The 13,913-nt window shown below is 64.4% G+C and carries 10 protein-coding genes and 2 pseudogenes; 6 read left to right on the forward strand and 6 right to left on the reverse strand.

Going from position 1 to position 13,913, the window contains the following annotated elements; all coding sequences use genetic code 11:
* The first annotated feature begins 1 nt into the window (after nt 1).
* From KMZ68_RS11145 to KMZ68_RS11160, 4 genes are read left to right on the forward strand one after another with little or no spacing between them, the layout of a single operon-like run.
* Complete coding sequence (locus KMZ68_RS11145; RefSeq protein ID WP_215615815.1) at nt 2–691, forward strand: Fe2+-dependent dioxygenase; 690 nt, start codon at nt 2–4, stop codon at nt 689–691.
* On the forward strand, nt 688–1,632 hold the full coding sequence (gene exbB, locus KMZ68_RS11150) for a tonB-system energizer ExbB (protein WP_215615816.1): 945 nt from the start codon (nt 688–690) through the stop codon (nt 1,630–1,632). The genes KMZ68_RS11145 and exbB overlap by 4 nt, the downstream gene beginning before the upstream one ends.
* Before the next feature lie 3 nt (nt 1,633–1,635).
* Nucleotides 1,636–2,109, forward strand: coding sequence for a TonB system transport protein ExbD (gene exbD, locus KMZ68_RS11155; protein ID WP_215615817.1), 474 nt, complete (start codon nt 1,636–1,638; stop codon nt 2,107–2,109).
* Between the two features lie 18 nt (nt 2,110–2,127).
* Nucleotides 2,128–2,922, forward strand: coding sequence for an energy transducer TonB (locus tag KMZ68_RS11160; RefSeq protein WP_215615818.1), 795 nt, complete (start codon nt 2,128–2,130; stop codon nt 2,920–2,922).
* 649 nt (nt 2,923–3,571) lie between these two features.
* Here KMZ68_RS11160 and KMZ68_RS11165 read toward each other — a convergent pair.
* A pseudogene (locus KMZ68_RS11165) lies at nt 3,572–3,872 on the reverse strand (phosphoribosylglycinamide synthetase C domain-containing protein); the annotation flags it as partial.
* A 435-nt stretch (nt 3,873–4,307) separates the two neighbouring features.
* On the opposite strand from KMZ68_RS11165, the gene KMZ68_RS11170 reads away from it, so the two are divergent.
* A complete protein-coding gene (locus KMZ68_RS11170; protein WP_215615819.1) occupies nt 4,308–7,367 on the forward strand; it encodes a DUF11 domain-containing protein in 3,060 nt (1,019 codons plus the stop codon).
* A 272-nt stretch (nt 7,368–7,639) separates the two neighbouring features.
* Here KMZ68_RS11170 and KMZ68_RS11175 read toward each other — a convergent pair.
* Both KMZ68_RS11175 and katG read right to left on the reverse strand, forming a co-directional pair.
* A pseudogene (locus KMZ68_RS11175) lies at nt 7,640–8,073 on the reverse strand (selenium-binding protein SBP56-related protein); the annotation flags it as partial.
* A 905-nt stretch (nt 8,074–8,978) separates the two neighbouring features.
* Nucleotides 8,979–11,147, reverse strand: coding sequence for a catalase/peroxidase HPI (katG, locus tag KMZ68_RS11180; protein WP_215615820.1), 2,169 nt, complete (start codon nt 11,145–11,147; stop codon nt 8,979–8,981).
* 109 nt (nt 11,148–11,256) lie between these two features.
* Between katG and KMZ68_RS11185 the strand changes: the two genes are divergently transcribed.
* A complete protein-coding gene (locus KMZ68_RS11185; RefSeq protein WP_215615821.1) occupies nt 11,257–12,195 on the forward strand; it encodes a hydrogen peroxide-inducible genes activator in 939 nt (312 codons plus the stop codon).
* Between the two features lie 19 nt (nt 12,196–12,214).
* Here the strand turns inward: KMZ68_RS11185 and KMZ68_RS11190 are convergent, their stop codons facing one another.
* From KMZ68_RS11190 to KMZ68_RS11200, 3 genes are all read right to left on the reverse strand, one after another.
* Nucleotides 12,215–12,619 (reverse strand): hypothetical protein, encoded by a 405-nt coding sequence (locus KMZ68_RS11190; protein WP_215616286.1) that lies wholly within the window; start codon nt 12,617–12,619, stop codon nt 12,215–12,217.
* Nucleotides 12,620–12,679: 60 nt separating this feature from the next.
* A complete protein-coding gene (locus tag KMZ68_RS11195) occupies nt 12,680–13,360 on the reverse strand; it encodes a site-2 protease family protein (protein ID WP_215615822.1) in 681 nt (226 codons plus the stop codon).
* A 79-nt stretch (nt 13,361–13,439) separates the two neighbouring features.
* A complete protein-coding gene (locus KMZ68_RS11200) occupies nt 13,440–13,832 on the reverse strand; it encodes a GFA family protein (protein WP_215615823.1) in 393 nt (130 codons plus the stop codon).
* Nucleotides 13,833–13,913: the final 81 nt, after the last annotated feature.

Genomic DNA, 13,913 nt, shown 5'->3' on the forward strand with positions numbered 1-13,913 from the left:
AATGCTGATCTGTGTCCCCGAGGTCCTGAGCAAGGACGATGTGGCGGAGTTCCGCCGCGTCATGGACGACTGCGCGTGGGAAGACGGCCGCTCCACCGCGGGGGCGCAATCGGCGCTGGTGAAGAAGAACGAGCAGCTGCCGCCGGACAGCGAGGTGGCGCGCAGGCTCGGCAACCACATCGTTTCCGCGCTGACGGCCAATCCGCGGTTCATCTCGGCGGCGATCCCGTTGCAGATCTTTCCGCCGCTGTTCAATCGCTACGGCGCCGCCGAGGGACATCATTTCGGCATCCATGTCGACAATGCGGTGCGCGGCGATCACCGGACGGGCTTGCGGATCCGGACCGACCTGTCGGTGACGCTGTTTCTGTCCGAACCGGAGGAATATGACGGCGGCGAACTGGTGGTCGAGGACTTTTACGGTTTCCACGAGGTCAAGCTGCCGGCCGGCGATCTCGTGCTCTATCCAGCCTCCAGCCTGCATATGGTCACCCCGGTGACGCGGGGCAGGCGGGTTGCATCTTTTTTCTGGCTGCAGAGCATGATACGAGATGCCCACGCCCGCAGCCTGATCTTCGATCTCGACACGGCGATTCAGGCCCTGGTGGAGCGGCTTGGGCGAGATGACCCCGAAACGGTCAAATTGACCGGTATTTATCACAACCTGATCCGCCGCTGGGCCGAAGTATGAAGATGTCACCGTTCCGAACCGCATGTGCCGTCGTCTTTGCGCTGGTAGCATTGTCGCTTCCGCTGCCGTCATGGGCGCAGCAGAAGGCGGCGCCTGTCGCCGTGCCGGGGCTGTCGCAAGTTCCGGCGGCGCCGGTGCAGGCCGCGCCTTCGGTGCCGGTTCCAGCAGCAGCGGCCGTTTCGCCCGTGGCGGCCGGCACCACAGCAACTCCCGCAGAGGGCAGATCGCTGAGGTCGACGCCCGCGGTGCCGCGTGAGCTGTCGCCGTGGTCGATGTTCCAGTCGGCCGATGTGCTGGTCAAGGCCGTGATGATCGGGCTCGCCTTTGCCTCGCTGGTGACCTGGACCATCTTTATCGCAAAAATGGTGGAGCTCTCCGTCGTGCAGCGGCGCCTGCGTGTGGCGCTCGGCAAGATCGGAGAAGCGCGATCGCTGGCGGAAGCGCAGTTTGCGCTCGGCGCCAAGGACAGCGTGTTGTCGTCGCTGCTCGCCGCCGCGATGCGCGAGGCACGGCTGTCGGCGGGAATTTCCAGCGACGCCGGCATCAAGGAGCGGGCCGCCTCGAGCTTCGCCGAGATCGTGCGCGCAGAAGCGCGCCGGATCAGGCTCGGCATGGGACTGCTCGCGACCATCGGTGCGACCTCGCCCTTCGTCGGGCTGTTCGGCACGGTGTGGGGCATCATGAACAGTTTCATCGGCATTTCGAAATCGCAGACCACCAATCTCGCCGTGGTCGCGCCCGGTATCGCCGAAGCGCTGCTGGCCACGGCGCTCGGCCTGGTCGCGGCGATTCCCGCCGTGATCATCTACAATCACTTCGCGCGCGTGACCAAAGGCTACCTCGAACTGGTCGGCCGGGCATCTGGCGCTGCCGGCCGGCTGCTGTCGCGCGATCTCGATCGCACCCATGTCGGCGGCGCACATGCGCGCGCGGCGGAGTAGGCGATGGGCGCATCGGTCGCAGAACATGACGTCGACGAGGACAGCGATTTCGCGGAGTCGCACGAAATCAATGTCACGCCGTTCATCGACGTCATCCTGGTTCTCCTGATCATCTTCATGGTGGCGGCGCCGCTGTCGACCGTCGACCTGCCGATCGATTTGCCGTCGTCGACCGCAACGCCGCAGAAGAAGCCGGACAAGCCGACCTATGTCAGCATCAAGCCCGATCTCGCGGTGGCGATCGGCGAAACCCTGGTCAGGCGGGTCGATCTGGTGCGTTCGCTCGATGCGATGGCCGATAGCAGCAAGGAGCGCTTCATCTTCCTGCGCGCCGACCGCGCGGTGCCCTATGGCGAGCTGATGGACGTGCTGGAAATCCTCCGCGCCGGCGGCTATTCGAAGGTCAAGCTGGTGGCGCTGGAAGGCGTTCCCGCCAATGCCATTCCGCCTGCAGCTTCCGACAACCCGAAACCCTGAGCCGGGGGCGACGTAGCGATGTCCGGCCTCGAAACCGAACCAAGACCGTCCCGCCGGCTGTGGATCCTGGCCGCGATCGGTGCGCTCGTGCTTCATCTCGGCGGCGGCGCGCTGGCGATCGCGCATCTGCAGGAATCGGAAGCCGAGAATGAACTCGGCGCCAATGCGATCGAGGTCGGCATCGAATTCGCGTCGTTGCGCCGGGAGGCCACCGACCTGCCGCCGGGGCCGGACACCGACGCGTCGGTCGCTTCGCCGGCGCTGGCCGACCAGAAGGCCGAGCTCAAGGAGACCGAGCTGCCGAAGGACACGCCGACCGAGACCGACGATCCCGATCGCGTGGTGGCGCCGAACGAGTCGAACAAGCCCAAGGAAGAAGATCCGAAGATCGCCGCGGTGCAGACCTCGGCTTCCACCGAGTCGGTCGCCGCCGAAGCCACCGCCATGCCCAGCTCCGAAGCGATCCCGGAAGGACCGCGTTCGGTCGCGCCCGCGATCGGCAGCGGCGAGACTGCGCGGCGGGTGCGCGCGACCTGGCAGAAGGAGCTGGTGGCGCATCTCGACAAGCACAAGCGCTATCCGGCGGAGCGTTCGCAGAAGAGTGCCGAGATCCTGGTCAGCTTCGCGCTCGACCGCATGGGCCACGTGCTCTCGGCCAGCATCGTCAAGGGATCTGGCGATGCGGCGTTCGACGAGGCGGCACTGGCGATGGTGAAGCGTTCCGATCCCGTCCCGCAACCCCCGCCGATGGTCGCCGACGAGGGTTTGAGTTTTACGCTGCCGGTGATCTTCCGGGTCAAGGGAAAGAGCTGAGGCGAACACGGGCAGGGCGGGGTGGGCAACGGGGGCCGTCATTGCCTGCGACAAACGCGAAGCGTCGTCGGCTCGCAAAGACGAAGTGTCAGGCATCCCAATTCACGCTCCAGACAGCCGCTGTTGGCAAGCACAGCTTTGCGATCTCGCGGCGCATTTCGCCCGAGTTTTGCTATCAGTTTCCTCGGCCCTCCATTCAGAGGGCGCAGGGAAGACCGGGTGCGCGCTGCACCCGCGGTCCCGTGTGCAATTGTTATTGGGAAAAACGCACACGAGCATACAGGTTCAGCGGAGGCAATCCGGCCTTCCCTGCGCAATGGTTTTACGGCTTATAGCGCGCTCTCCCCGGTGACCGGGCTTTCTTGCCACCGTCGCCCGCGCTCCCTAGCGCGAACTTGACACCAGCGTCGGGGTGTCAGGACCACACGACTTTGCCGTCCGCGTCCGCACCGTTCGTCAAAGGCGCTTCCGCGTCCATCGCATCCCACCGCGCGTTTCGTGACGATCGCGAGCCGCCCCTCTTGTCGGGTGAGACGGGCGAGTCGTTAGCGCTGATTTGCCCGACGGGTTAAGCGAAATCTTGCCCGTCGGGTTGTTTTGCCGCACCCGGTGAGGGCGGAAGATGGATCGCGCTATGGCCATGCGCGTTCTCTCTTGTCACCGCCTGCCAGCCGATGTCGCGGCGGCAAAAGCCCTCCGGCCATTGGATGCGATCGACCGCGGCATCGGCGCGGCTCTGCGCTTCGCTGACGGTCTGGCCGGACGCGCAGACGTTCAGCACGTGGCCACCATTGGCGAGAATCTTTTTGCCGTCGGCTCTGGTACCGGCGTGGAAAATTTCGACGCCCTCACGCCGGCATGGCCGGCACGATGTCCGACATCATCCGCAGCATCAAGACCTGGCATTCCGGATCGCCGAAGCGGATATTGTATTCGAACAGTTTTGGGCCGTCCGGTATCGGTCATGGGCGGAAGCAGCGTTATTTGAACTAATATTTTCGCAGTTGCCCCTGCGCGGACATTCGCCTGCTCTTTCGATGTCCGAAATTGGCGAGGAGCTCCACTTATTTCTGGGAAGAGGCGTGGATGGGTTGCGCTAGATCAACGCGCAACGGGGAATCCGGGAGGAAAATGATAAATGTCGCGTGCCGTGGAGGGGCCAATCCATGTTGCCACACATCACAACGTTCAGCGCTCGTACGAGGCTGGCGGCGCAAGGTTCTCCATCAAGGTGGCATATTTGGATGCCAATCGTTCGCTACGGACTGTCTCGCGGACATGCCCGCCATTTTGGCGGGGTCGTCTCCGGGCTGATCGGCGTTGCTCTGCTCGCGACGTCTCTATCTCTATCGTCCGCTCCAGCGGTGGCCCAGGGCGGTCCGATGATGCCGGGCGATGCCGTCGTCACCGGATTTTCTGGGTTCAAGGCGCTGGATCTGCCAGCCGCTCCGCCCGATCCGCTCGCCCGCTTCTTCATCGATATCGACGGCAATGCGATGCAGGTGCTGAGACTTCAGCCGGGCGGGCCGCCGCAAGGCCAATTGATACCCGCCCCACCGGTCATGCAGATCAAGGCCGGTCAGATAGGCCAGGTGTTCGCGATCACGCTGGCGCCGCCCTTGAGTGTCGCACCCGGCACCCCGCAGGCCGTACCCGACATCTATCTCGGCGCCACCTCCGCCTTCGGCATCCAGATCGTGAGAACAGGACCGGATGGACAGCCGCAGCGTATTCGCACCGGCGATCCCGCCGCGCAGTGGATGATCGGCCAGTTCGGCACCGCGCTCGGCGGCGGGCCGGGTAGCATCTATCGAATCGACGGCCAGACCGGCGCCGCGTCGTTGTTCGCCAGCCTCGACAATTCCGGACCGGGGCTCGGCGACGTCGTCTACGATCCGGCCTCGCACCAGTTCTTCGCATCGGATCTCGACAGCGGCCTTATCCACCGGATTGACGTCGATGGCACGCTGATCGACAGCTTCGATCACGGCTTGGCCGGGCGGCCCGGGCGCGGCCTCGCGCCGATACCGGACGACGGCAAGCGGATGATGATCCAGAGCCCCGCGTTCAACAGCGAGGACACTGCGACCTGGGGATTCACGCAGCGCCAGCGCATGGTCTACGGCATGGCGGTGTTCGCCGGCCGGTTGTACTACGCGGTCGCCGAAGGCTCCGAAATCTGGTCGATCGGTATCCGCCTCGAGGGCGAGTTCGCCAACGATGCGCGATGGGAGTTCAGCGTGCCCGGCGTGCCGCCCGGCGCGCTCATCACCGACCTCGCCTTTGATGGCGAGGGGCGGCTTCTCGTCGCGCTGCGCGGTGCGCCGCGCGGCAGCTACAATTATTCGGTATTCGCCGAACGGACCCAGCAGACCGACGTCAAGCGTTTCCGGCGCGAAGTGCCGGATAATCCGGCGACGCCGGGCTACTGGGTGCCGGTACCGGAAGAATATGCGATCGGCTTCCCCGAACCGTTCCGGAACGCGACCGGTGGCGTCGCGCTCGGCTATGGTCACGATCCATCCGGTGCCATGAGCCGAGCGAGTTGTTCGTCGTTTCTGTGGTCGACCGGCGAAAATTTGCGCAACAACCCTACGCTGGCCGGCGCTCCGCCGTTCGAGGTGCACGGATTGCAGGGCAATTCCGTCACGCTGGTGCGGCCGCAGAACGCGCCGCCCAGCGCCAGCTATTTCGCCGATTATGATGGTGTATTCGGCGATCCCGAACGCGCCGGCCATATCGGCGATGTCGAGATCTGGCAGCCCTGCGAGCGTGCGGCCGGACTCCCCGCCGAGATCGGTGACCTCGGCATGTTCGGCTTCTGGGGTGGCGCCGCCTATTGGCCACTGCCGCCGGACTGGATTCCGCCACCGCCGCCACCGCCGCCTACCAATTTGAGACTGAACAAGAGCGCGAATACAAATTCGTGCGTGCACTTCGGGGGCGGCTTCTGGTGCCTGTTCACGGTCCGCGTCACCAACACCGGCCCGGGCGACTATTTCGGTCCCGTCACGGTTCATGATGCCGTGGCGGGGGTGCCGCCCGGCACCGTGCATGGCCTGCCGCCATGGGCCTGCGCGCCGGCCGGCCCCGGGGGGGTAACCTGTACGCATCCCCCGGTGCTGCTGCATCCAGGCGACAGCATCGACCTGCTGATCTCGGTGCACCTGCCGGCCAATTTCCCGGGTTGTTCGATCAACAACAATGCAAATCTGGTGTGGCCGCCCGGCGGCGGCGACATCAATCCGGGAGACGATGCCGACAGCGACAGCATGGCTGTGCCCGGTCCGAACTGCGGAGGAACCAACCTGCGCATGGAGAAGACGGGATCGGTCTGCACGGCCGTCGGCGGCATGGCCGACTGCAGCTTCGTCGTGATCGTTCACAACGAGGGCCCGGGCGCCTACGCCGGGAACATCACCGTGACCGATACGGTGCCGGCTGGAACGATGGCGACCTTCTCACCGCCGTGGATTTGCGGCGGCGGGCCGCCGACCTATACCTGCACGCTTCCCGGCGTGAACATACCGCCGGGCGGTGTCGTGCACATGCAGGTGCATGTTCGGATGCCGCTGCCGGCGGCCGCCCTGGTCCCGGGCTGCCAGGTGACGAACGAGTCCCGGATTACCGTCGCGGCCGGCGGAAGCGTGCAGAACAGCAACGCTGGCGATGACCAGGCTTCGGCGACGCTGAACCTGCCGCCGGACATCTGCCCGCTACTGATCATCGCCCCGGCGCCGCCACCGCCGCCGCCACCACCGCCGCCTTCGCCGACGACGTGTCCGCCAGGTTTCGTCGCCAAGGGCACGACGTGCGAGCCGCGGCAACCGGCCTGTCCGGCCGGCTGGACGATCGCCCCGGTGGCCGGTGTCTGCTGCCCGCCCGGTCAACCCTGGACCGGTCGGCAATGCGGTCAGCGGCCGCTGCCGCCGCCGCCGACCCTGTGCAAGGAGGGGTGGACTCCGACTCCGATCGCCGGGATGTGCTGCCCGCCCGGACAACCCTGGACTGGCAAGCGCTGCGGTCGCGACGAGCCTCCTCCCTCCGGGCGATGCCAGCCCGGCTGGACTCCGACGCCGATCGCCGGGATGTGCTGCCCGCCCGGACAGCCCTGGACCGGCAAGCGTTGCGGTCGCGACGAGCCTCCGCCGCGCGTCTGCCCGCCTGGAACGGTCGGCACGCCGCCGAACTGCGAGCGGATCCAGCGCCGCTGTCCGCCCGGCATGGTCGGCACGCCGCCGAACTGTGAGCGGATCCAGCGCCGCTGCCCGCCCGGCATGGTCGGCACGCCGCCGAACTGCGAGCGGATCCAGCGCCGCTGTCCGCCCGGCATGGTCGGCACGCCGCCGAACTGCCAGCGGATCGAGCGCCGCTGCCCAAGCGGTACGACGGGAACGCCGCCGAACTGCCGGCCGATACTGATAAGGGAGCCAACCCACCGCTGATCGCGCGGTCTGCAAGAACAGGATGCCCGGCGATCGCTCGCCGGGCATCTTTATCGTGACATGGTGACGTCAGCTCAGCTCTTCTTGCGCAGCGGATGCGGTTGCGCCCTCGAAGACCTTCCCGCCGAGATCAGGCAAGATCGAAGCGATCGAGATTCATCACCTTTCCCACGCCGTCTCGAAGTCTTTCACAAACGTCTCTCCTCCGAGTCTGATGATGCTGGAGCCTTGCATGGCTTCGGCGCTAGCTCGTGAGGACGAGCACCAGTGCAATAGACCCCACCAGAATGAGGCTGATGGCCCAGGATGTATCCAGATTGAACCAGATTTCCTCGGGCTCGATGATCTTGTGGATCTTCGCTTTGGTGGGATCCGGTTTGGTGTCCACAATGTAAATTCGAGAGGACCGCATGCCGGGGATGATGAGGTAACGCCGCTCGAGGAAAGCGTGCCCGGCCAGCGGCGACAGAGCCGACGAGCAGGCATTCCAGCCGAAATGGTGAAACTCGTCGCCCTTGTTGGGCATCACCACCGTATGGACGACCCGGCTGAATGTCGGGGAGCCGCGCTTGACGTCGATCACAGCGAGAGCGTCGGGCTTTGAGAAGTCCGGACTGAGCAGCAGGGTGTAGGGGAAGCTCTCCGGCGAAGCTTCCATGGCAAGCTTCGGCGATGCATGAAACGTCGGGTCGGGTCGTATCGTCATCGTACTGCCTCCCTGTTTGCGTGAATGTGCAGCAGGGGGCTCGGCGGCCATGAAGCCGCAGGAGATAATCCGGTTCGTCCAGGTTCCCTGGCGAGCGCCGCCGACTTCTTCGGATCGAAAGACGGTCAACGGCGGCCAATCAATTCGATTTGGGCTCGTCTACTTGGGCTCGTACCGGCGTTCAGGCTGCTCCATCTCGAGCCACTCATCTAATGGCTCTCGGTCCATCTACGCCAATGCGTCGGCTGAATGTGGACGTGCTTCCTGTTTGAAGCATCGAACCATTCGTCCCCATCCTTATGACAGGGGTAGATCAGCGTGCGAACGATTCCGTCATAGTCTACGACGCAGACCTCGAGATCTTCGTCGGATGGCTCGATCGAAACAGGCAACCATTCTGCAGTGTGGGCCATTTTGGCATTCTCCACTCAAACGCTTCACGTTGCTCGAACAACGAGGCGGCCCTGATCGGCGGCCTCTCGCTTGACGTTCGTCGATTGGACCGGTGAATGGTCCTGAACCCCGGTCGGGAGCTTATTTGCGGCGGCCGTGAGTTCTTGAGACATCATGCCGGTCGTCATGGGAACCTCCGTTCCCCCAGCCCTGAAGGTGTGGTCAACGGAGCTGCGCAAAGGTTCAAAGGCCGCGGCACCGGCACCCAGGCGGAGGTGTCGGTGTGGGACAGGCCAGCTGTCCTTTCTACGCTTCGATACGACCGTAACACGTTTCCGGTTAGGGCGTTTCGGTTGAAGACGCACCCGGCGCGAAAGGGGGCGCTGCCATCCTCGAACAAGAATGCCCGGCGATCGCTCGCCGGGCATTTTGATCGCGTGACGTGGTGACGTCAGCTCAGCTTTTCTTCCGTAGCGGGCGCGGCTGCGCCCCTGGAGAGCTTCCCGCCGGGATCAGGCAAGATCGAAGCGATCGAGGTTCATCACCTTGTTCCAGGCCGCCACGAAGTCTTTCACGAACTTCTCCTTCGAGTCCGCGCACGCATAGACTTCCGCAAGAGCGCGCAGCTGCGAGTGCGAACCGAAGATCAGGTCGACCCGGGTGGCGGTCCACTTGACCTCGTTGGTCTTCCGGTCGCGCCCCTCGTACACGCCTTCGGAGCCGGCGGCCGGCTGCCATTGCGCGCCCATGTCGAGCAGGTTGACGAAGAAGTCGTTGGTCAGCGTCTCCGGCCGCTTGGTGAAGACGCCGTGCGTGGACTTGCCGGCATTTGCGCCCAGGACGCGCAGGCCACCGACCAGAACCGTCATCTCGGGCGCCGTCAGCGTAAGCAATTGCGCCCGATCCACCAACAGCTCCTCGGCGGACAAGCGCTGCTTGCCGTGGAGATAGTTGCGGAACCCGTCAGCGGTCGGTTCGAGCGGCGCGAAGGAGTCGGCATCGGTCTGCTCCTGCGACGCGTCCATGCGCCCCGGTGTGAAGGGAACCTTGACGTCGTGCCCGGCGCCCTTCGCGGCTTTCTCTACGCCTGCGCAGCCGCCGAGAACGATCAGGTCGGCAAGCGAGACCTTCTTTCCGCCGGCGTTGAACTCCTTCTGGATCGCTTCGAGGCTCGAGAGCGCCTTCGCCAGCTGAGCCGGCTGGTTGACGCCCCAATCCTTCTGCGGTGCGAGACGGATGCGCGCTCCGTTGGCGCCGCCGCGCTTGTCGGAGCCGCGGAACGTCGAGGCTGACGCCCAGGCCGTCGAGACGAGCTGGGACACCGACAGCCCGGACGCGAGGATCTTCGCCTTCAGAGCCGCAATGTCCTGCTCACCGATCAAAGGATGATCCGCAGCGGGGATCGGGTCTTGCCACGCCAGCTGTTCCTTCGGAACCAGCGGGCCGAGATAACGCACGACCGGGCCCATGTCGCGGTGGGTCAGCTTGAACCATGCCCGCGCAAACGCGTCAGCGAACTGATCCGGATTCTCGTAGAAGCGCCTCGAGATCTTTTCGTAGGCAGGGTCGAACCGCAAAGCGAGGTCGGTAGTCAGCATCGATGGCGCATGACGCTTCGACGGGTCGTGCGCATCCGGCACGGTACCGGCGCCTGCTCCATGTTTCGGTTTCCACTGATGCGCACCGGCCGGGCTCTTGGTCAGTTCCCATTCGTAGCCGAACAGGTTCCAGAAAAAGTTGCTGCCCCACTTCGTCGGCGTCGTGGTCCAGATGACTTCGAGGCCGCTGCCGATCGTGTCACCGCCTTTGCCGCTTCCATAGCTGTTATTCCAGCCAAGACCCTGGTCCTCGATGGAGGCGGCTTCGGGCTCGGGACCGACATACTTGCCCGGATCGGCAGCGCCGTGGGTTTTGCCGAACGTGTGTCCGCCGGCGATGAGCGCGACGGTCTCCTCGTCGTTCATCGCCATGCGCGCAAACGTCTCGCGGATATCGCGCGCCGCAGCGAGCGGATCCGGATTGCCGTTCGGCCCTTCCGGATTGACGTAGATCAGACCCATCTGCACGGCGGCGAGAGGATTCTGAAGGTCACGGTCGCCGGAGTAACGCTCGTCCGCCAGCCACTTGCCTTCGGCGCCCCAGTAAATGTCCTCTTCGGGCTCCCAGACGTCGGCGCGGCCGCCGCCGAAACCGAACGTCTTGAATCCCATCGACTCGAGGGCGACGTTGCCCGCGAGAATCATCAGGTCGGCCCAGGATAGTTTCCGGCCGTACTTCTGCTTGATCGGCCACAGCAGCCGGCGGGCCTTGTCGAGGTTGACGTTGTCCGGCCAACTGTTGAGGGGCGCAAAGCGCTGCTGGCCAGCTCCGGCGCCGCCGCGGCCATCGCCGATGCGGTAGGTGCCCGCGCTATGCCACGCCATCCGGATGAAGAACGGCCCGTAGTGGCCAAAGTCGGCCGGCCACCATTCCTGCGAGTCCGTCATCAGGGCATGAAGGTCCTTGATCACGGCATTGAGGTCGAGGCTCTTGAACTCCTTGGCGTAGTCGAACGCTTCGCCCATCGGATCGGACAAAGTGGAGTGCTGGTGGAGAACCTGAAGGTTCAACTGGCTCGGCCACCAGTCACGGTTGGTATGTGCGCGGGTCCCCGTGAACGGGCACTTGGTTTTGTCATCCATAATTCTCTCCCGTGGTGGTTTGCATGGTGGCCACCCTGTTCCGTGTTTCTAGGCAACGCAAGCCATCAGGTAAAGTTGACTTTATTGATTGCCACGATAACTTTACCTGATGAACAATGCTACCCTCAGGCAACTTCGCTATTTCGATGCGCTGGCACGTCATTGCCACTTCGGACGCGCGGCGGAGGCATGTGCGATCTCGCAGCCGGCTTTGTCGATGCAGATCAAGGAACTGGAGCAAGATCTGGGCGGCGTGCTGCTCGAGCGGGGCGCACGACAAGTCGGGCTTACCAAGTTCGGGGAAGACGTCGCCCAGCGCGTCCGCGACATCCTGCGCTCCGTCGATGAACTGGGAGACTTCGCGCGTGCGTCGCGGGACCGGCTTGTGGGCCGGCTGCGCATCGGCATGATCCCGACGATTGCACCCTATCTGCTGCCGACGGTGATCGGGAACCTCACCCGAACGCATCCCGAACTCGACATTCACATACGTGAGGCGTTGACGCAGAAGCTGATACGAGAGCTCGCGGAAGGCCGGCTCGACACCGCAATCGTTGCCCTGCCGGTGTCCGAACCTTCGCTGACGGAGGTCGCCTTGTTTTCGGAAAATTTTCTGCTGGTCCGGCCCGGCGGGGATGAGGGAACGCCGGTGCCCAGCAGCGAAAAGCTGCGCGAATTGAGGCTGCTTCTGCTGGAAGAGGGGCACTGTTTTCGCGATCAGGCGCTGTCGTTCTGCGGCATGCAATCGTCGCCGCCGCGGGAGGTGCTGGACGCGAGTTCGCTGTCTACACTGGTTCAAATGGTCGGCGCCGGGATCGGGGTCACCTTGATCCCGGAAATGGCAGTGGCGGTGGAGACACGCTCGGCGCCGGTGTCGGTCGCCCGCTTCAAGAACCCGCAACCCTCGCGAACCATCGGCATGGTCTGGCGCAAGACAAGTCCTCTAACCAAACAGCTCCTGCAGATTTCCGAGGTGGTTCGTCTCTCCGCCGACGCGTTGCGCGAGCGGCACAGCCCGGGATCGTCTTCGCGCAATCGCCGGACCTGAGCCGAGCGCGTCGTCCGTCTCAGCGCCAGAAATATCGCAGGCCGACATAGACGACGACGAGGCAGGCGAAGATCAGCGCCACCGGAAGCCGCGGCTTTGCCCGCGGACCGCCGGCGGCTCTGGCCGGCCTCGGCACCGGCCGCCGGAACGCCGTCACATTGTCGGTCACCGGACCGTCCTTGTGGGTCCTGACATCGGGCGGTGCGCCGGCCCCGCCCATCTCGGCGTAATAGCTGCGGTAGATGAGCTGGATGGTGACTTCCGTCGCCTCCGCTTCCGCCATCTTCTCCAGCAGGGTCCGGTAGCCGGCGAGGAAGCTCTGGGCTTCCTCGGGCAAGGAGGAGGTGCCGTTTAACTTGGCCAGCATCTTCCAGGTGGCAAAATCCGCGCGCGCCCTGGTATCGGCGCGTCGCGCGATCAGCATGTCGGCAGCTTTAATCAAAATGGCCTCAGCCCTTGTCGGCATTTCCCTGGGCGGATTGGACTACAGATTGCCGGTCAATACGAGAAGTAATCGTATGATCGTGCCGGTCGATGTTCGCAGTATCGTTGAAATAACATCAAGATTTAGACCGAACTGCGAGCCGGCCAGCGGCAGAACGATCAGAATCCCGATCAAAATCAGCATTCCGTACGGCTCCAGCCGGGAAAGCGGGTAGGCCAGTACGTTCGGCAACAGCCCGACCGCGACCCGCCCGCCGTCCAGCGGCGGGATCGGCAGCATGTTGAACACCGCCAGCGCGACATTGATGACGAGCGAATTCTTGAGGTTGTCGGCGATCCACTGCGCCGAATTCGCCGGCGCGAGGGGCAGGGCGTGGAATGCCGCCGCCGCGGCCAGAGCGAGGAGGATGTTGGTCGCAGGGCCCGCCAGCGCCACCCAGACCATGTCGAGCCGGGGATGTTTCAGGGCCCGGAAATTCACCGGCACCGGCTTGGCGTAGCCGAACAGGAACGGGGAGTGGGACAACAGCAGGATAGCCGGCAACATCACCGTGCCGAAGGGATCGATGTGTTTCAGCGGATTGAAGCTGACCCGGCCGAGCCGGAAGGCGGTGTCGTCGCCGAGACGGTGCGCGACAAAGCCATGGGCAGCCTCGTGAAAGGTGATGGCGATGAGGAGCGGCAGCACCCAGACCGAGATGTCGTAAAGGGAGATGTTCAATCCAGGGGGCCTCGACTCGTGTTGCTTCGCGAAATCAGGCTATCATGAATTTCGTGTGAGGCGTTCTTGCCACGACGAGCTACGGGAGAACCGTCCCCTTATACTGCGGCAACCCGTCGTCGAGCTTCACCCAGTCCATTTTTTCGGACACCCAGATGTGTTCGGCCGGCGCAAAGGCGTTGCGGTCGTCGAAGGCCGCCAGCGCGACGCCTACCACGGTGCCGTTGGTGCGCCGGGAAAACAGCCTCGTGCCGCAAATCCTGCAGAACACCCGGTCGAGCGCCTCCGACGACGGATAGCGCGCCGTCTCGCCCTCGACCGAAAGCGCCCGCTGGTCGAACAGCGCGCGGGCAAAGAACGGCGAGCCCATCGCCTTCTGGCAATTGCGGCAATGGCAGACGCGGACGTTGAGCGGCTCGCCCTCCGCCCTGAACCTGACCGCACCGCACAGACATCCGCCTTCTCTGGTCATGGCGTCCTCACTGACCTCATCCTGAGGAGCGGCATCTTCGCCGCGTCTCGAAGGATGAGTGGTACGTGTTCTTCATGGTTC

The organism is Bradyrhizobium sediminis, assembly GCF_018736105.1.
Classification (GTDB): domain Bacteria; phylum Pseudomonadota; class Alphaproteobacteria; order Rhizobiales; family Xanthobacteraceae; genus Bradyrhizobium.